This is a genomic window from Haloglomus halophilum, from assembly GCF_024298885.1.
In the GTDB taxonomy this organism is placed as follows: Archaea; Halobacteriota; Halobacteria; order Halobacteriales; family Haloarculaceae; genus Haloglomus; species Haloglomus halophilum.
Genome location: NZ_CP101166.1, coordinates 1891333 through 1907560 on the forward strand (window position 1 = coordinate 1891333; position 16228 = coordinate 1907560).

The following is a 16228-nucleotide window of genomic DNA, read 5'->3' on the forward strand; positions in this document are numbered from 1 at the left end:
GGGCAGGGTCAGAGGTCGAGCTGCTGGAACCGAGCGGCTCCGAGGACGAGCGGGACGACAAACCACCCGACCAGGATCACCACCCCGTACCACTCGGGGAGCCCGCCGAATCCCCCGCCCACCTGCTGGGCGAACTCTGGCGGGAGGAAGTAGCCCGCGGCGTTGCTGTACGCCGCACCCGGTCCCAGCCCGGCCAGGGCGTGGTACCAGTCCGGGAGCGGACCCTGTGGCAGCGAGAAACCGTTCACCACGACGTACACGGCGAGCATGGCGGCACCCCAGAACTGGTTGAAGATCCAGAACCCGATGGCACCGGCAGCCGCCTTCGCGGAGCTGGCCGTGGCCGATGACAGGGCGACGGCGATGCTGACGAACGCGGCCGCGTAGAGCGCCGAGAGGAGTGTGAACAGCACGTACTGTGCCGCATCGAACGTCCCACCCACCCCGACCAGTACGAGGGCGGCTGCGATGAAGCCGACCAGGAGGGCGGCCGCCACGACACCGCCTCGACCGACGACCTTCCCGACGACCACATCGCGGCGACGGTGCGGCAGCCCCAGCAGGAAGCTGATGGTGCCGCTCTCGCGCTCGCCGGCGATGCTCTTGTAGGCGACCAGCAGCGCGACGATGGAGATGAACAGTCCTGCCGTCCCCTGGAGGAAGACGACGAACCCGAGGCTGGAGATCTGGTCGGTCTGGCTCAGCACCTCGGCGTAGACGTACGCCAGCCCCCCGACCATCAGGACGAACAGTGCCGTAAGGCTCCAGAGGAGCCGCGACCGGCTGGCGTCGCGGAAGTCCTTCCGCGCGACGACCAGCCAGCTCATGCTCCACCTCCAGGGGCCTCGGCCGCCGGGCTCGCGTCCTCCGTGTAGGCCGCGAACACCTCCTCCAGCGCGACCTCCTCGGTCTCGAATCCGGCGACCGTCGCCCCCGTCTCCTCGACCGCGTCGATGACGGCGCGACGAGCCGCCGGCGAGCAGACCGCCACGACCGCGTTTGCGTCGATGTTCGCCGAGGAGACGCCGTCCACCGACCGGACCCGGTCGAGGACCCCGTCGGGAACCGTATCGACCTCGACGCGGAGGCGGGCGTCACCGCCGACCGCCGACCGGAGCCCCTCGATGCTGTCCTCCGCGACGAGGGTTCCGCCCCGGAGGATACCCACGCGGTCACAGACCGCCTCGACCTGTTCGAGGATGTGCGAGGAGAAGAAGACGGTCGCGCCGCGCTCGTTCTCCCGGCGGATTATCTCACGCATCTCACGGGCCCCGTTCGGGTCGAGGCCGGTCGAGGGCTCGTCCAGCACCAGCAGGTCCGGGTCGCCGACGAGCGTCGTCGCGAGCCCGAGCCGCTGTTTCATCCCCTTCGAGTACCCCCCGGCCTTTCGGTCGGCAGCGTCCGCCAGTCCGACCCGTTCCAGTAGCTTCGCGGGGTTCTCGTCGCTCCCCTTCGATTCCAGGGCGAAATCGACGTGCTGGCGTCCGGTCAGCCGGTCGTACACCTCGAACTCGTCGGAGAGGAACCCAACCTGCTCACGCACTTGCAGGCTCTCGGCCCGCGCATCGTGACCGAGGACGCGTACCGACCCGGCCGTCGGCCGGACGAAGTCGAGCGCGATACCGATGGAAGTCGACTTCCCCGCTCCGTTCGGACCGAGGAAACCGTAGATCTCGCCTGGCTCGACCGTGAGCGAGAGGTCCTGGAGGGCTACAACGTCGCCGAACCGCTTCGTGACCCCGTCGAACGATACCGCGGAGCCAGTGGCTGACGCCATACCTTCAGGTCCCGGCGACACGTGAAGAAGGTACTGACTGTTTGTTCAGTGTCCTGTCACGTCCGCAACTCGGTGGCCTCGTACACGCCCGGCAGGTCCGTCTCCCGGACCGTCGCGGTCACCTCGTCCCCCTCGTCGGCGCCGGTCTCGGAGACCAGCGTCGTCGCCTCGATGGGTCGTCGCGTGAAGAACGAGCGAACCCGTTCGAGCCACGACGGCTTCCCGCCCGCCCGGCAGACGAGGATGTAGCGCGACTCCGCCATCGACTGGAGTTCGTCCTCGATGTCGTAGTCGTCCAGTTCCTCCGGCGGGACGACGTGCAGCACCTCGCCGTCCAGCGTTCGGGTCATACCACGGTCCTGGTGCTCGATGGATATGGACCTTTCCGGCTGCCGTGGCGCCGGGAACCGCTCCGGGGCGGTCCGGTCTGGGGGCTGGCCCGAGACGGTCCGGCAGGACGACTGGCCCGAGACGACCGGCCGACTCGAACCGCGGTGACTACTCCGGCACTCGTGCCATGAGCCCGCCGCCGTACGGCGTCGGTGGGTCGACGAGGGCCGTCTCCGTGAACCCGACCGAGCGCGCGACACCGGGCAGCGCGCCCGACTCGAACACCCTGACCGGCAGCGACGCCTCGGCCCGGACGGTCTCGCCCGTCCGCCGGTCGGTCATCGTGAACTCGTAGTCGTAGCGGCCCGCCTGGCCGAGGCTGTCGGCGCCCCGGTCCTCGATGCGCGTGACGACCCGCCGCTCCACGCGGCACCGCTCCGTCTCGACCGTATCCTCGGTCGCGTAGCCGTTCATGAGGCTGTCGGTCAGCATGAAGTCACAGACCAGCGTCCCACCGGGGGTCAGGCTCTCGGCGGCGCTCTCGAACGCCGTCCGCACGCCGTCGGGGTCGCCCGCGGGGAGGTGGGCCAGCGAGTTCCCGGTCACGGTGAGGAGGTCGAACGCGCCGGGTGCGGTGACCGTCCGGAGGTCCGCACGGACCAGCGCCGCGTCGGTCCGGCCGGCGGCCAGCCGGAGCATCGCCGCGCTGCTGTCGAGACCGACCGCACAGTCGTAGCGGTCCGCCAGGCGGGCGAGCAGTCGCCCGGTCCCACAGGCGCCGACGGCGACCGACCGCGCGCCCGCTGGTGCGCGGTCGGAGACGAACGTCGCGAGCGCATCGTAGTCGCAGCGCTCGGCGAAGAAGATATCGTACAGCGGCGCGAGCGCGCCGTAGAGTTCGTTCCCGGTGTCGGCGTCGGCGACGGTGTCCATCACCTGGCGGACCGGGTCCATCGGCGATGGCGACGGTTGCCGGCGTGATAAACGCTCCGCGGGGACGGACGCGAGAACCGTCCGGGCGCTCCGGGGACGACTACTCGACGAGGACGGCGTTGATCTGCCCGTCCTGGCCGGGGCGGGAGGTGACGCGGGCACGGCCCTCGCTCGTCTCCACGATGGCGCCCTTCGTGACGATGTTCCGTCGGACGTAGTTCGGGTTGGCGTCGTTCTCGGTGACGTCCTCGACCTCGGCGCTGACGGTGCCGTCGTCGGTGGCGACCGTCGCGCGGTTGGTCGTGATGGCGCGGACCTTGGTCGTGCCGCCGCGGGCGTCGACCGTCTTCAGGCGGGGCTCGCCGACGCGGGTCTCGGTCGGGGAGGTCCCCATCTGGTGCTTTCGCTTCTTGTGGGTTCGGCGTCGCCGGCCACCGGTTCGCTTCGTCGTGGAGCGGCCCTGGAATTTCATACGGGGAACGAGGCCGGACGACTACTTGAATCGCACGATGCCGGCCGCGACGCCCCGAGTCCGCGGTCTGCCGCGGCGGTCCGCCGTTCGTGTGCGTCTTCCTTGCATGAGTTGCATCGTGCAGTAAATTTACGTACCGTCGGGCAGCAGCGCCGGTCGTGCTGCTGGTGGTGACGTACTCGCGGGGGTCCCGGCGCGACCTGCGGAACGTCTGTCGCGCCCACGAGGAGACGGTCGTCCGGCGGTTCGGGCGGGCGGCGCTGTTCGCGGCGACCGACCACGGTGCCTTCCTCGCCTGCCGACTGCGCGAGAAGCATCCCGACGACGTACAGGTCGAGCGGACCCGCCCGTTCAACGAGTTCACCGATACCGACGCCGCCGTTCGGGAGGCCGCCGCGGCGTACGAGGCTCGCGACGAACCGAGCACGCCGTACCGCCGGTTCGCCGCCGGCACGGACCATCCCGACCCGGCGGCGCTGAAGGCGCGCGACCTCGACGACGACCGATGACATCGACGGCGCCCGGGCTCCCCGACGCCCCTGACGCTCGCCCTCGCGTCCGGGTCCGGCTCGGCGACTGCTCCGTCCGTGGCCGGGCCGTCGACCTCGCGGCCCGGTCCGAGGCGCCCGCCATCGCTCCCGCAGCCATCGCCGCGGCCGTCCGCGACCCGGACGACGACCGCGTCCGGTGTGCGTCGCCCGGACCGCTCCACGAGCACGTCGGGCTGGTCGACGGCCGCGCGCTCCCCCGGCGACGGGCACTGGCGGCTGCGGCGCGGGCGCTCGGTCACCGGGCGTCGAACCGGGACCGCATCGGGGCCCTCGAGGACCGTCTCGACGACCACGACCCGCTGGCCGTCGACCTGCGTGCGGCCCGAGAACGGGTGGCCGAGGCGGGTGCCGACGTCGACCGTCAGCGCGAGCGCGTCGCGACGTGCCAGGGTCGGGTCCAGGCGCTCCGGGAGGCCGGTGCCGACACGAGCGATGCCGTGGCGGACCTCGAAGCGGCCGCGAGTGCCCTCTCGGAGGCCGAGACCGAGCACGCGGCCGCCGAGCAGGCGCTCGCCCGGGAGCGACAGCGGGCGCGCGAGGCCCGCGACGCCCGGGAGCACCGGCTCGAACTGGAGGACCGGCTGGCGAACGCCCGGCGCGAGGCCCGGGCGGAACTCGCCGCCCGGGTCCGTGAGCGGGTGGACGCTGCCTTGGTCGCGACGCCCGATTCGTCCGCGACGACGTTCGACCAGGCCGACCCCGTCACGGCACGGCTGGCGCTGGTACGCGTCGTGTCGCTCGACGCGCCGGTGGTCCTCGCCGCGCGGCGGTTCCCGGACGTGGGAGCCGCGAGCGACTGGCTGGACGCGCCCGTGATTCGAGTGTGACGAACCATCGAACAATGGCAGAATATCGGATACAATCGTCTAGTCTATTGTGTTCATCCAAAGGTCGCTCTACTGTACAGGTACTGTCTGGGAAAGGTGACTATCTCAATCGCGCTTGACGTGCATCGTGACCCGCCCCTCCGCGACCAGCCGTTCCTCGTCGCCGTCGCCGGTGGTCACCTCGACCCGGACGACGGCCATCGAGCCGCCGACCCGGAGCGCGGTCCCCTCGGCGGTGAGGTCGCCGTCCGCGGGCCGGAGGAAGGAGACGCTGAGGTCGGTCGAGGCGTGTGGCGTCGCGAGCGGGTCATCGAGCGTCGTCCGTAGTACCGCCCCGCCGAGGTGGTCGATGAGCGTCGACACCACGCCGCCCTGGATGGTGTCGCTCCCCGGGTTCGTCAGCTCGTCCTGATGGGGCAGGCTGGCCCGGACCCAGCCCTCCTCCTGGGCCTCGATGGTGATGCCCAGGCCGCGCAGGTGGTCGTGGTTCGCGACGAACTCGCGGTTGGCGTCGGTCATACTCCCTCGTGTGGCGGGTCGGGCGATAAGCGTCGGGGACGGTGGCCTCGGCGACACCACCACTGGCCGTAGTTTCACGTACCATGCCGGGACCACCACCCCCATGCCGACGCTCGACTGCGACACCGACCGCCGTGGCGGGCTCACGCTCGTCGAGTGCACCGTCCACAACGACACGCCCACCCGCCGCCGGGTCAGGGTCGAGAACCGGCTCGACGGGCCGGTTCGAGCGCCGCCCGCCGACGCCCTCGGTCCATCGTGGACCGACGGGACGGCGACCTGCACGCTCGCGCCCGGTGAGCGCGCCGCGCTGGGGTACGCCAGTCCCGCGCCGCCCCGCGAGCGGCCCGTCGCCGTGGAACACGAGCCCGTCGAGCGTGGCGCGGCGGACGACGGGTCGATGTCCGGAGCGCCGACCGTTCCGGCCCCACGCGCGCCGGACGAGGCCGCCGAGGCCGCCGAGGTGGACGAGGACGTACCGAGCGACGACGTGGGCACCGACGACGACCCGCTCCGAGCGGACGGGACCGGCGTCGCGTTGCCACCGGCGGTCGGGGCGTGGCTGTCGGCGCTGGAGCGGCGCGTCGAGGCGCTCGAAGATGGCCGTCGCCGCTGCTCGCCGGGGCACGCGACGGTCGTGGTGGACCGGGAGACGCTGTCGGCGCTGGAGCAGCGCGCCGGGGCGCTCGAAGGGCGACTGGCGGCGGCGCGCGAGGACGCGCCGAACCCGGGGGAGTGAGGGTGCGGGTCGGGGGTCGGGCCATCGCTCGGGTACTCGCCATCGCTCGGGCACTCGACGGTGTCGTCCTCGATACGGGCGGGCGGGTGGGAGCCGATGCGATGGGACGGGGGCCGGACGGGCGCGACGTACTGGCGGGGCGGGCGACCGTGGTGGAGGCGTTCCGGACCCGGCGCGGCGTTCCGGTCGTGGGATGGGGTGGAGTGCTCACCCCCGCCGAGCGGGCGATACTCGCGCGGCGGGTCGAGCACGAGGCCGGAACGGTCGTGGTCGTCGCCTGAGCGTCAGTCGTCGGCGGGCACGGCACTGCCCCCTTCCGGGACCTCGTTCCTGCCCTCGCCCTCGTTCGCGTCCAGTTCCCGCACGTCCCGGTAGGCCGTACGGAGGGTCACCGGCGTCACGTCGGCGACCTCGGCGGCCTCGCGCTGGGTGAGGTCGCACCCGTGTTCGCGTGCGGCGGCGTACAGACAGCCGCCGGCGAAGCCGCTCGGGTTGCGGCCGTTCACGAGCCCTGCGTCAGCGCCCGCCTCCGCCAGCGCCCGGGCCCGGCGCTCGACGGCGTTCGGGAGGTCGAGCTTCGAGGCGAACCGGGCGAGGTACTCCGAGGGGTCGATGGGTCCCGTCGGGAGCCCGAGTTCGCGGTTGAGCGCGTCGTACGCGGCCGCGAGTTCACTCGCGTCCGCACGGGCAGTGTCGACGATCTCCCGGCGGGTCCGCGAGACCGACGCCGTCCGGCAGGTGGCGTACACCGCGGCGGCGGCGAACCCCTCGATGGAGCGCCCCTGCAACAGCCCGGCCTCCTGGGCGGACTCGAACAGGACACAGGCGCGGTCACGCACGCTCTCGGGGAGTTCGAGCTGGCTCACCAGCCGCCGGACCTCCGTGAACCCGTACACCTGGTTCCGGTCGGCCTTCCCGCCGACCGACGCGCGCTTGTGGTGCTTGCGCATCCGGGCGACTCGCCGGCGCTTGCGGCCCTTCAGCCGCGTCGAGCGGCCGATCTCGGTGGAGAGGCCGCGGTCGTGCCGGCTCCGTGTCAGCGGCGCGCCCGTGCGTCGGGGGTCGGTGTCGTCGTCCGCGAAGCTCCGCCACTCCGGGCCCCGGTCCATCGCGTCCTCGGAGACCACCAGGCCGCACTCGCCGCACACGGTCTCGGTTCCCTCACTGCGCAGTCGGCCGTCGCACTCGGGACACGTGGTCGCCGTCGTGCTCATGTGCGAAGCTTCGGCGCGATTCCCCTTCAAAAAGGAGCGGGTCCGCCGGAATCGACGCCGAGCGACCGTGAGCTACCTACCGGTGACCGGTAGGTAGACCGCACCCGGGTGCCCTGTTCCCCGGCTGGGTGGACAAAATTTAACGGCGGTCGCCCGGCAACCCTCGCCCGTGACGCTCTCGGATATCGCCGCGGGGCTGGAGGTGACGGCCGAGCAGGAGGACCGCGGCGTCGCGGCCGTCGACGACACGGACGCGCCGCTGGCCGAACGGCTCCGCGAGTTCGCGGACCGGCTGCCGTGCACCCCCGAGGCGGCCGCGACGCTGGCCACGGAGTACGCCGCGGGTGCGAGCGTCGGCGACGCGGCCCGCGAGGCCGGCGTGGCCCCCGTCACGTGCGCGAAGACGCTCCACCGGCTCGGCGAGCCCATCCAGCCGCTCGGCCCGACGGGGCGCGAGGTCGTCCGCGACTGGCTGGATGCGCGGCTCCCGCGGACGGAGGCGGTCGAACTCGCGGGTGGCGACGAGACAGAGTTCGCGCTGGCGGTCTACGTCGAGACCCACGACCCGATTCCGGGGGCTCGCGAGGCCGTGAGTGGCGCGCTCGCCGTCGAAACTGGAGACCCGCTGGCCGAGACGCGGAGCGAGACGGACGAGTTCCTCTGAACGACGGCCGATTCAGGCGCTGTCGCCGCTCCCGCGCCCGATACGGAGCGTCTCCTCGCCGTCCACCTCGCGGACCTGCTGGCCGAACAGCGCGTTCGTCATGACGAGGTGGCCGAAGTAGGTCGCCGCGTAGTCCACCATCCCGAAGGGGTGGAGGTTGGTCTGCTTCGCGGGCGGGAGCAGGCTCCCGACGACCTGGATGGTCCCGTCGCCCACGTCGAGCGTCCCGACAACGGCCCGGCCACCCGTCAGCCCGGCGACGCTGCCGCCGGCGTCCTCGAAGCTCGCCTGGTCGATGCTCGTCACGGGTGCCTCGTTCTCGGCGTAGCCCAGCGGCGCGATGTACCAGAGGTGGTCCTGGATGGGGTCGCGGTCGGTGACGAGTGGGTGGTCGTTGACGGTGTCGAGCTGGGCGACGTAGTTGTTCTCGGTGGTCGTGATGTCGCCGCTCTCGATAGCGACGCCGTCCATCGCCGCGAGCAGGTGCAGCCCCGAATCCGTCAGAACGAGGTTCCCGCCGTCGCTGACGAACTCCTCGATGGCGGCGACGTAGTCGGCGTTCTCGATGCCGTCGTCGTGGCTCGCGACGACGTGGTCGTACGCGGCGAGCGGATCCGTCTCGTCGCTCCGGGTCGGGTCCTCGCCGAGCATCTCCACGACGCGTGGCGGGGGGCCCTGCCCCTCGCTCCCATCGTCGTCGCCGGCGATGGTGTCGACCGCGAGCCCATCGACCTCGTCGGTGGCGTCGTCGTCGAGGTCGCGGAAGTACCGGAGCGGGTCGACCTCGTAGTCGCGCTGCTCGTAGCCCAGTTCCGCCACCGGGTCGGGGGCGTCGACGCTCCCCTGCGTGGCGGCGAACTGCGTCTGCACGCTGCTTCCCGACTCCAGCTCGTCGGTGAACCGGACCGTCCAGTCGCCGGCCTGTGGGTCGGTCACCTCCCACGTCGGGAGCGCACAGCAGGCCCCACCGAGCGCACGGCCCTCGGTCGCGTCGAAGGTCCGGACCGCCGTTCCGTCGGGCGCGACCAGTTCGGCGCTCGCCACCGACTCGTGGACGTGCGGGTAGACCATGAACCGGGTCGTCGCCGGGTCCACGGTGTACGTCTGGGTCGTGGCCCCGCCGGCCGGCAGCGTCGCTTCCTCGGTCGTCGTCGCGGCGGGACTCGCGGTCGCAGTGCTGCTGGTGTTCCCGTCGTCGCCTCCGTCGCCACTGTCGCCCCCGCCATCGCCGAAGTCGAGGTCGCCGGAGGAGCGGCGGAGGTCATCGGTGTCGACGAACGCGATGTCGCCGTCGGACTCGAAGCGCCCCTCGACCTCGCGGGTCGCGTACTCCACGGCGCCGCGGATGGCGGCCTGGTAGCCGTCGACCTGCATCCCGACGCGGGCGGGATCGTAGGCGTTGCCGCCGACGGTGTTCGAGTAGGCCATCTCCATCGTCAGGCTGGGGACGTCGAGCCCCCCGAGGCGTTCGGGGAACGACATCCACTCGTCGACGAAGCCGGTGCCGGAGTAGCCGATGGTCTCGACGGGCGTGCCGGCGTTGAACGCCTGCTCCGGGACGACGGAGAGCCCGGCGTAGCTGGGGTTCGTCCCGCCGGTCACGTCGGAGATGGTCTGCCCGGCCGTCTCCCACTCGGGCAGGGCCGCGGTGATGTTCTCGCCGATGCGCTCGATGAGTTCGAAGCTGTTCTGCAGCGCTCCGGTGTCGGACTGGGAGGCCCCGTCCAGCGCGAGGACGAAGTCCTTCGAGGAGAGCATCCCGTGGAGGTCGATGGCGCTGACGAGGTTCTCGTAGGTCCGGCAGTGCTCGATGAACGCGAGCGTGTCGGGGACGGTGTCGGCGACGTAGTCCGGCGGGTCCGTCGTCCCGTCGAGGGTGCGCCCCTGCGGCTCGGCGATAGTGTGGGCGGCCGACACCCAGCCCGGATTGGGGTACTGTCGGTTGGTGTCGCCGCCGAGGTTGCCCCGCTCGTGCAGCGGCGCGTTCGGCACGCCGTTGCTCTCGTACTGCGGTCGGCGGGCGGCCCAGCCGTCCGGGTTGGTGAAGGTGAAGACGAGCGCGTAGTCGTCGAGCAGGCGCTCGATATCGCGCTCGTTGCCGGTGAGCAGGCGCTCGATGAACCGTGGGGCGGCCTCGCCGCCGGCACGCTCGTTCCCGTGGATGGTGCAGTTGACGAGCACCTGACGCTTCTCGCTGAACGCCGCGCGGTCCCCGACGTTCTCGGTCACCTCCACCACCATCACGTCGCGCGGGTCGCGGCGCGCGCTGAGGTCGTTGTACTTGCCGGCGCTCTGCCCGATGCCGAAGACGCGCATCCGGTCGGCGTGCTCGTCGGCGAGGTGCTCGAAGCCGGCCCCGACCTCCTCGATGTCGAGGTAGTCCACACAGCGCGTGGGGTCCGGGAACACGCCCAGCGGGTAGAACCCCAGCCGCCAGAACGGGTTGCCGCCGGGTGCGAAGTGGATGTCCTTCGCGGTCGGCAGGTCCGCGACCGCCTGGGCCTGCTCGGTGGTCAGGGTCGCGTACGCCGCCGGCGCGGGGTCGGTCGTCGTCCGGGCATCCGGGGCGATGCCCGTGATGGCCGACAGCGCGGCCGCGTCCGAGGTCTCGATGGCCGTCGGGACCGCGTAGTCGGCGGGCGTGTGGTTCTGGACGTACTGGTACTCGGCGTCGAACGCGTCGGCGCTGGCGTCGGCGGTCGCGTTGCCGGGGAGCGCGAGCGCCGCGCCGGTCGCCGCCGAGAGCTGTACGAACCGTCGACGAGAGATATCCGCGTCGGTGAACGAATGCTCGGACACGATGGGTCTGACTGTGCGATACCTCTGTTCCACACAAAGGGTTCTGACAGACGTATCCAAATGTGTCTCCTGGGTGTCGGGTCTGTGGAATGGTGACACTCCGAACGGTTTTGTGTGAGGCACGACACCGGATGCCATGGATTTCAGCGAACCGGCGGAGGCGACACAGATCAAGAAGGCGCTGGACGACTTCATCGAGGCGGAGGTCGAGCCGCTGGAGGCCGAGCACCCGGAGTTCCTCGGCGAGGACTACCAGCGCCACATCGTCGACGAGGACCACTACCAGGTGCCCGAGTACCGCGAGGTGGTCGAGGAGATACGGCAGAAGTCCGTCGAGGCGGGGTTCTACGGGATGGACATGCCCGAGGAGGTCGGCGGCGGCGGCGTCGACCTCGTCACGTCCGCTATCGTCGCCGAGCACCTCGCGAACCGGCCGCCGGGGTTCCACTCGGCCATCACAGGCGGTGCGGGCGGCCCGACGAAGGTGCTGCTCGCCTGCACGGAGGAGCAACGCGAGGAGTACCTCGACCCGCTGATGGCCGGCGAGATAACGACCTGCTTCGCGCTCACCGAGCCGGACCACGGGTCGGACCCGCACTACATGGACACGACCGCGGAGAGAGATGGGGACGAGTGGGTCATCGACGGCGAGAAGTACTGGATCACGAACGCGCCGTACGCCGACTTCGCGATGGTGTTCGCGCGCACCTCCGGTGAGAAGGGTGACTACGGCGGTATCACCTGCTTCCTCGTCGATGCCGACCAGTACGAGGTCGAGAAGGTCCACCGGACCATGGGACTGACACCGGGCGGGCAGGCCCAGTTGCGGTTCGACGGCGCCCGCGTCGACGAGGACGCCGTGCTGGGCGAGGTGGACAACGGGTTCGGCACCGCGATGAGCTGGATCGGCGGCGGCCGCATCAAGATCGCCGCGAACGCCGTCGGCACCGCGCAGTTCCTCCTCGATACCGCCGTCGACTACGCCCGCGACCGCGAGACGTTCGGCAAGCCCATCGGCCACCGTCAGGGCGTCTCCTTCCAGCTCGCCGACCTCGCGACCGACGTCCAGCAGGTGCGTCAGCTCTATCGCTACGCCGCCTGGAAGATCGAGAACGGCGAGCGCGCCCGGATGGAGGAGTCGATGGCCAAACTGCGGGGCGCGGAACTCGCCAACCACGCCGCAGACGTCGCGATGCAGGTGTACGGCGGGGCCGGCTTCATGAAGGACGCCCCCATCGAGCGCGAGTACCGCACCGCGCGGGTGCTCCGTATCTTCGAGGGGACCGACGAGATACAGCGCCGGACCATCGCGCGCGAACTCATCTGAACACTCCGTGTGTCGGGTGTGTGAGCTACCTCGAGAATCCCGGCACGTAGTCGCCGAGTCCGCCGTCATCGGTCGGTTCCGGCGCCACGCCGAGTGTCGCCGCGAGGACCCTCGCAACGGCCGCCGTGAACGCGCCGCCGTCGCCGTAGGCCGGCGCTGCGTCGGGGGTCGTCGCCGCGCTCGTCGGCAGCGTCACGTCGGCCCGCTGGACGGTTCCCTCGGTGGCGCCGTCGCTCGCCCCGGCGTTCGCCACCTCGCAGTCGGGGACCTCGCCGAGGTCGCGGAGCCGGTCGGCCGCCCGCGGGAGCGCGTCGGCGCCGCGCCGCGAATCAGGCGTCACCAGCGCGACCCGGTCGGCCGCCGTGACGGCCGCGACCGCCTGATTGGCCGCCACCGGTGGCACGTCGAGCAGCACGGCGTCGAACCGGCCGGCGGCCGTATCGACCAGCCCCTCCAGCCGTTGCGCCGCCTCGGGCGTCTTCGCCCGTGCCAGCCGCTCGAACGGTGCGTAGGCCGGCAGGCACGCGACCCGCCCGGATGTGTCCAGCGGGAGCGTCACCAGCCCCGCGTCCAGCGACCGGTTCCCGGTCACGCAGGTCGTCACGTCCGGGTCGATGCGCCCCGGGCAGTGGTCGGCCAGGCCCTGCGTGGCGTAGGCCGCATCCAGCACTGCCACGTCCCGCCCCTCGCTCGCCAGCGCCGCGGCACACTCGATCGCCAGCCGGGTCGTCCCCGCCCCGCCGACGGTGCCCACCAGCGCCAGCGTGGTCGCCTCGTCGCTCCCCGTCGCTCGCCCCCAGCTCTCGCGCTCGGACATACCGCTCGTTGCCTCGTCGTCGCTGATAAAATCTAGTGACTGATCGCGTGAGACTGTCCTCCGGTTTCTTCGGCGCCGGACATCGCGGACACGACCGTCCGCTTCCGGTCTGGGTCTCGTCGGCGGCCGACGCCGTCACTCCGGCGTTCCCGCGACGAACGCGTCGGCGCTCGTCCCGGAGAGCGGGACCCAGTTCCCGTCGCGCTCGACGGCCGCCGGTCCCAGCGAGTACACCCCGCTTCCGTCCGGGCCGTCGGGCACCTCCACGAAGTACTCGAACGTCTCGCGGTCGGCGGCCGGCTGGAGGTAGACGTGCGTCACCCCGGCCTCACTGTCCGTTTCCGTCCGCGCCACGTCCTCGCTGTCGGCCGCGAACACCGTCCACGACGCGGGGACGGTGTCCCGGACGGGGGCGGGTGGGTCGGCGCTGACGATCAGGGTCTGTCGGGCCGTCGCCCCGCCCTGGTAGGCGGTGCCGTCCGTGGCACGCCGGCCGGCGGCCGTCGGCTGCGCGCCGCGGCCCAGGTCGGCGCCCCAGGCCTCGACCGTCAGCGACGCGTCGCCGCCGGTCTGGACGACCAGCGGCGTCGGCGTCGGCGACTCGGTCCGCCCGGAGACGGTCCCCTGGTTGAGCACGAGCGCCAGCGAGGACCCCGCAGGTACCACCGCGTCGAGGGGCTCGATGGGGAGCGATACCGACAGTGCCTCGCCGGGGACGACGGTGTCGGCCTCGGGGCCGGGCTGGGCGTATCGGAGGTCGACCTGTCCCCAGCCCAGCCGCTCGGCCGTCCCCTCCGCGTCGACGGCGAACAGGTGGGCGGTCAGGTGCGGGGCGCTGCTGGTCGGCGTCACGGTCAGCGACAGGGTCGGAGTCCCGGCCAGCCGGAACCGCTCGTCAACCGGGTCGGACTGGACCGTGACCGTCCCGCGGGCGCCGGGTTCGACCGAACTGGTCTCGTCCTTGAAGACGCGCCCGGTGGTCGTCTCCGGGTCCGGCGTGGCACGGAACTGCCCGTCGCTCCCGAGGTAGAGCGTCCGGGGTTCGGCCGGCTCCGGCGGCCACGACTCGGCCGTGTACCACTCCGCCGCGGAGTTCTGGACGTACGCTTTCGGGACCGGGTCGTACGTCTCGTCGGGGTCGATGCCCTCGGCCTCGGGGAACTCGCCGACGTAGGAGTCGCCCTTCAGTTCGCTCTCGAACCAGGCCAGCAGGTAGTCCTGCCACTGCTCGTTGTAGTTGGGTTCGCCCTTCTCGCGGCCGTCGTCGGGGTAGCGGTGGCCGAACTGGCCGAAGTAGAGATGGGTCTTGATGCCCGCTGCGCGCAGCTCGTCGACCCAGGGGTAGACCTGCGAGGGGTCGACGTTCCAGTCCTGCAGGCCGTGGACCAGGAGGATGCTCCCCTCGTAGTTCCGCGCGACGCCCGGCTTGAGGACCCGCTCGGTCCAGTAGCCCGACGGGTCTCGTTCGCCCGTCGCGCCCGAGTAGACGCTCCACGCGGTCCCGGCGGCGTAGTTGTCCGGGCACTGCGCTCGCGAGAGGTACGTCGCCAGCCCCGTCCCGGAGGTGGGTGCGTGCTCGGCCAGCGAGATGACGTAGTACAGCGCCGGCAACACGCCGTAACCGCGGCTCTCGGGCGCGCCGCGCTTGTACATCAGCTCGAAGACGTCCGTCACCCCGGAGTAGGGGACGATGGTCGCGAGATAGGGGTTCCCGGCGCGGGCGGCCATCCACGGGGTCGTCCCGTCGTACGACCGGCCGATGATGCCGACGTTGCCGTTCGACCACTCACGGGTCCCGAGGTAGGTCACCGCCTGGTTCACGTCGGCCTGTTCGGTCGCCCCGAACAGCTCCATGCAGCCGCCCGACCCGCCCGTTCCGCGGACGGCGACCACCGCGACGGCGTACCCCTGCTGGACGAAGTTCTCGGTCAGCCGCTCGATGCGCACACAGTCTCGGATGGAGTCGGGCTTGCGGAGGTCGCTGACGTACGGCGTCGCCCGCAGGATGACCGGGTAGTCGCCGTCCGGCTGGTCGTCGGCCAGCGGCTCCGGCTTGATGTAGCCGAGCTGGATCTTCTCGCCGTCCGCCTCGCTGTCGAGTTCGACCACGCGCTCCTCGCCGAAGTCGTGGGTCGGCCCCCGGGAGACCTCGGTGTAGTCGCCGGTCTGGTCCTCGCCGCAGTCGTAGCCCAGCGGGGCGACGGTCGGTCCCGGGAGCGGCTCGTCGGCGGGAGCGAGCGGCCCCTCGTCGGTCGCCTCGCGCCCGCTCGCCGCGCCGACGAACGGGAGCGCCGTCGCCGCCGCCCCTGCCCGGAGGAGTCCCCGTCGCGATACGTCCGTCCGTTCGGTTCCGTCGCCGCCCGCGTCCCGGCGTGTCATGGCACGGCGTGCCGAACCCAACGACTAATAGATACTCCTCCAGATTTGTATAAAATTGGCTGCCCTGTCCCGGAGATGGACGACGTATTACCAATTGACTGCTGGTTCAGTTACCGTTTCGGATTCGCTCGGCGATGTCGTCCAGTTCCTCCTCGGAGAGGTCCGGGCGCGAGCCGGCGACGGCGTGGATGGGGCCGCCGCCGTCGTCCTCGAAGCGTGGGACGATGTGGCCGTGGACGTGGGGCACCTCCTGGCCGGCCTCGGGGCCGTTGTTGAACGCGACCGTCGAGGCGGGCGCGTCGACCGCGTCCTCGACGACCGGGACGAGCGCGTTCAGCGTCCCGAGGACCTCGCCCGCGAGGCCGTCGCCGAGGTCGTTCAGCCGCTCGTGATGGGTCTTCGGGATGACGAGCGTGTGCCCCGGCGCGAGCGGGTTCGCGTCGAGGAAGGCGAGCACGTCCTCGCTCTCGTAGACGGTCCGCGAGGGGATGTCGCCGGCCACGATGCTGCAGAAGATGCAGTCGTCGGTCATGGACGTGGCTGTGGCCGGGTCGCTCAAGTAGGTTCGGGCGGCGGCCTCACTCCGATTCGACCTGTTCCTCCAGCGCGACGACGTACTGCTCCAGCTTCCGGACGTACTGCTGTGTCGTCTCGATTCCCTCCCGAAGCTCTGTCACGTCCGCCTGGGCCGCCCCGTTCCGCTCCTCCGGTGACGGCAGTTCGGTACGCAGTTCCGTGTGGGCCTCGCGCGCCGCCGCGGCCAGTTCGTCGACGATCGGCTGTAGCTCTCCGCCGTCGCTCCCCCCATCCCCCGATTCCATGTCATGGGTCTCGCGCCGGTTTATGTTAAATCAACCGTCTATGGACTGTGGGTGGCGCG

The 16228-nt window shown here is 71.3% G+C and carries 19 protein-coding genes; 7 read left to right on the forward strand and 12 right to left on the reverse strand.

Going from position 1 to position 16228, the window contains the following annotated elements; all coding sequences use genetic code 11:
* Positions 1–8: 8 nt before the first annotated feature.
* The 3 genes from NL114_RS09195 to NL114_RS09205 are packed head-to-tail and all read right to left on the reverse strand — an operon-like array spanning position 9 to position 2127.
* Positions 9–827, reverse strand: coding sequence for an ABC transporter permease subunit (locus NL114_RS09195; protein WP_254824492.1), 819 nt, complete (start codon positions 825–827; stop codon positions 9–11).
* The gene (locus NL114_RS09200) at positions 824–1777 is read right to left on the reverse strand and encodes an ABC transporter ATP-binding protein (RefSeq protein WP_254824493.1); all 954 of its coding nucleotides are present in this window, start codon (positions 1775–1777) and stop codon (positions 824–826) included. The genes NL114_RS09195 and NL114_RS09200 overlap by 4 nt, the downstream gene beginning before the upstream one ends.
* A gap of 56 nt (positions 1778–1833) precedes the next feature.
* Positions 1834–2127 carry a DUF7526 family protein gene (locus tag NL114_RS09205; RefSeq protein WP_254824494.1) on the reverse strand — a complete coding sequence of 98 codons (294 nt, stop codon included), beginning with the start codon at positions 2125–2127 and terminating at the stop codon, positions 1834–1836.
* Positions 2128–2152: 25 nt separating this feature from the next.
* On the opposite strand from NL114_RS09205, the gene NL114_RS21630 reads away from it, so the two are divergent.
* On the forward strand, positions 2153–2275 hold the full coding sequence (locus tag NL114_RS21630) for a hypothetical protein (RefSeq protein WP_286671105.1): 123 nt from the start codon (positions 2153–2155) through the stop codon (positions 2273–2275).
* Here the strand turns inward: NL114_RS21630 and NL114_RS09210 are convergent, their stop codons facing one another.
* Positions 2276–3061: a class I SAM-dependent DNA methyltransferase gene (locus NL114_RS09210; RefSeq protein ID WP_254824495.1), complete on the reverse strand. Its 786-nt coding sequence runs from the start codon at positions 3059–3061 to the stop codon at positions 2276–2278. It lies immediately after the preceding gene.
* Between the two features lie 79 nt (positions 3062–3140).
* A complete protein-coding gene (locus NL114_RS09215) occupies positions 3141–3512 on the reverse strand; it encodes a 30S ribosomal protein S8e (protein WP_254824496.1) in 372 nt (123 codons plus the stop codon).
* Between the two features lie 158 nt (positions 3513–3670).
* On the opposite strand from NL114_RS09215, the gene NL114_RS09220 reads away from it, so the two are divergent.
* Positions 3671–4021 carry a DUF7855 family protein gene (locus tag NL114_RS09220; RefSeq protein ID WP_254824497.1) on the forward strand — a complete coding sequence of 117 codons (351 nt, stop codon included), beginning with the start codon at positions 3671–3673 and terminating at the stop codon, positions 4019–4021.
* Positions 4018–4890 (forward strand): DUF7856 family protein, encoded by an 873-nt coding sequence (locus NL114_RS09225; RefSeq protein ID WP_254824498.1) that lies wholly within the window; start codon positions 4018–4020, stop codon positions 4888–4890. Before NL114_RS09220 ends, NL114_RS09225 begins: the two co-directional genes overlap by 4 nt.
* Before the next feature lie 105 nt (positions 4891–4995).
* Here the strand turns inward: NL114_RS09225 and NL114_RS09230 are convergent, their stop codons facing one another.
* A complete protein-coding gene (locus tag NL114_RS09230; protein ID WP_254824499.1) occupies positions 4996–5409 on the reverse strand; it encodes a PaaI family thioesterase in 414 nt (137 codons plus the stop codon).
* Positions 5410–5512: 103 nt separating this feature from the next.
* Between NL114_RS09230 and NL114_RS09235 the strand changes: the two genes are divergently transcribed.
* Positions 5513–6148: a DUF7857 domain-containing protein gene (locus tag NL114_RS09235; protein WP_254824500.1), complete on the forward strand. Its 636-nt coding sequence runs from the start codon at positions 5513–5515 to the stop codon at positions 6146–6148.
* A gap of 2 nt (positions 6149–6150) precedes the next feature.
* On the forward strand, positions 6151–6429 hold the full coding sequence (locus NL114_RS09240) for a hypothetical protein (RefSeq protein WP_254824501.1): 279 nt from the start codon (positions 6151–6153) through the stop codon (positions 6427–6429).
* Positions 6430–6432: 3 nt separating this feature from the next.
* Here the strand turns inward: NL114_RS09240 and NL114_RS09245 are convergent, their stop codons facing one another.
* Positions 6433–7362 carry a transcription initiation factor IIB gene (locus tag NL114_RS09245; protein ID WP_254824502.1) on the reverse strand — a complete coding sequence of 310 codons (930 nt, stop codon included), beginning with the start codon at positions 7360–7362 and terminating at the stop codon, positions 6433–6435.
* 169 nt (positions 7363–7531) lie between these two features.
* Here NL114_RS09245 and NL114_RS09250 point away from each other — a divergent pair, with 169 nt between their 5' ends.
* Positions 7532–8026, forward strand: a complete 495-nt coding sequence (locus NL114_RS09250) for a DUF7858 family protein (RefSeq protein ID WP_254824503.1) — start codon at positions 7532–7534, stop codon at positions 8024–8026.
* A 12-nt stretch (positions 8027–8038) separates the two neighbouring features.
* Here NL114_RS09250 and NL114_RS09255 read toward each other — a convergent pair whose 3' ends face one another.
* The gene (locus NL114_RS09255; RefSeq protein WP_254824504.1) at positions 8039–10825 is read right to left on the reverse strand and encodes a M14 family metallopeptidase; all 2787 of its coding nucleotides are present in this window, start codon (positions 10823–10825) and stop codon (positions 8039–8041) included.
* Between the two features lie 136 nt (positions 10826–10961).
* Between NL114_RS09255 and NL114_RS09260 the strand changes: the two genes are divergently transcribed.
* Positions 10962–12152, forward strand: coding sequence for an acyl-CoA dehydrogenase family protein (locus tag NL114_RS09260; RefSeq protein ID WP_254824505.1), 1191 nt, complete (start codon positions 10962–10964; stop codon positions 12150–12152).
* Between the two features lie 25 nt (positions 12153–12177).
* Here the strand turns inward: NL114_RS09260 and NL114_RS09265 are convergent, their stop codons facing one another.
* The 4 genes from NL114_RS09265 to NL114_RS09280 all read right to left on the reverse strand — a co-directional run bounded on the left by NL114_RS09265 (position 12178) and on the right by NL114_RS09280 (position 16169).
* Complete coding sequence (locus tag NL114_RS09265) at positions 12178–12969, reverse strand: ParA family protein (protein ID WP_254824506.1); 792 nt, start codon at positions 12967–12969, stop codon at positions 12178–12180.
* Between the two features lie 135 nt (positions 12970–13104).
* On the reverse strand, positions 13105–15348 hold the full coding sequence (locus NL114_RS09270; RefSeq protein ID WP_254824507.1) for a CocE/NonD family hydrolase: 2244 nt from the start codon (positions 15346–15348) through the stop codon (positions 13105–13107).
* A gap of 106 nt (positions 15349–15454) precedes the next feature.
* Positions 15455–15880 carry an HIT family protein gene (locus tag NL114_RS09275; RefSeq protein WP_254824508.1) on the reverse strand — a complete coding sequence of 142 codons (426 nt, stop codon included), beginning with the start codon at positions 15878–15880 and terminating at the stop codon, positions 15455–15457.
* Between the two features lie 46 nt (positions 15881–15926).
* Positions 15927–16169 (reverse strand): hypothetical protein, encoded by a 243-nt coding sequence (locus tag NL114_RS09280; protein ID WP_254824509.1) that lies wholly within the window; start codon positions 16167–16169, stop codon positions 15927–15929.
* Positions 16170–16228 lie beyond the last annotated feature (59 nt).

Bases quoted from the DNA above. Each gene is read 5' to 3' on its own strand.
- NL114_RS09195 (WP_254824492.1), bottom strand. From the start codon at position 827: ATGAGCTGGCTGGTCGTCGCGCGGAAGGACTTCCGCGACGCCAGCCGG.
- NL114_RS09200 (WP_254824493.1), bottom strand. From the start codon at position 1,777: ATGGCGTCAGCCACTGGCTCCGCGGTATCGTTCGACGGGGTCACGAAG.
- NL114_RS09205 (WP_254824494.1), bottom strand. From the start codon at position 2,127: ATGACCCGAACGCTGGACGGCGAGGTGCTGCACGTCGTCCCGCCGGAG.
- NL114_RS21630 (WP_286671105.1), top strand. From the start codon at position 2,153: ATGGACCTTTCCGGCTGCCGTGGCGCCGGGAACCGCTCCGGGGCGGTC.
- NL114_RS09210 (WP_254824495.1), bottom strand. From the start codon at position 3,061: ATGGACCCGGTCCGCCAGGTGATGGACACCGTCGCCGACGCCGACACC.
- NL114_RS09215 (WP_254824496.1), bottom strand. From the start codon at position 3,512: ATGAAATTCCAGGGCCGCTCCACGACGAAGCGAACCGGTGGCCGGCGA.
- NL114_RS09225 (WP_254824498.1), top strand. From the start codon at position 4,018: ATGACATCGACGGCGCCCGGGCTCCCCGACGCCCCTGACGCTCGCCCT.
- NL114_RS09230 (WP_254824499.1), bottom strand. From the start codon at position 5,409: ATGACCGACGCCAACCGCGAGTTCGTCGCGAACCACGACCACCTGCGC.
- NL114_RS09235 (WP_254824500.1), top strand. From the start codon at position 5,513: ATGCCGACGCTCGACTGCGACACCGACCGCCGTGGCGGGCTCACGCTC.
- NL114_RS09245 (WP_254824502.1), bottom strand. From the start codon at position 7,362: ATGAGCACGACGGCGACCACGTGTCCCGAGTGCGACGGCCGACTGCGC.
- NL114_RS09260 (WP_254824505.1), top strand. From the start codon at position 10,962: ATGGATTTCAGCGAACCGGCGGAGGCGACACAGATCAAGAAGGCGCTG.
- NL114_RS09265 (WP_254824506.1), bottom strand. From the start codon at position 12,969: ATGTCCGAGCGCGAGAGCTGGGGGCGAGCGACGGGGAGCGACGAGGCG.
- NL114_RS09270 (WP_254824507.1), bottom strand. From the start codon at position 15,348: ATGACACGCCGGGACGCGGGCGGCGACGGAACCGAACGGACGGACGTA.
- NL114_RS09275 (WP_254824508.1), bottom strand. From the start codon at position 15,880: ATGACCGACGACTGCATCTTCTGCAGCATCGTGGCCGGCGACATCCCC.
- NL114_RS09280 (WP_254824509.1), bottom strand. From the start codon at position 16,169: ATGGAATCGGGGGATGGGGGGAGCGACGGCGGAGAGCTACAGCCGATC.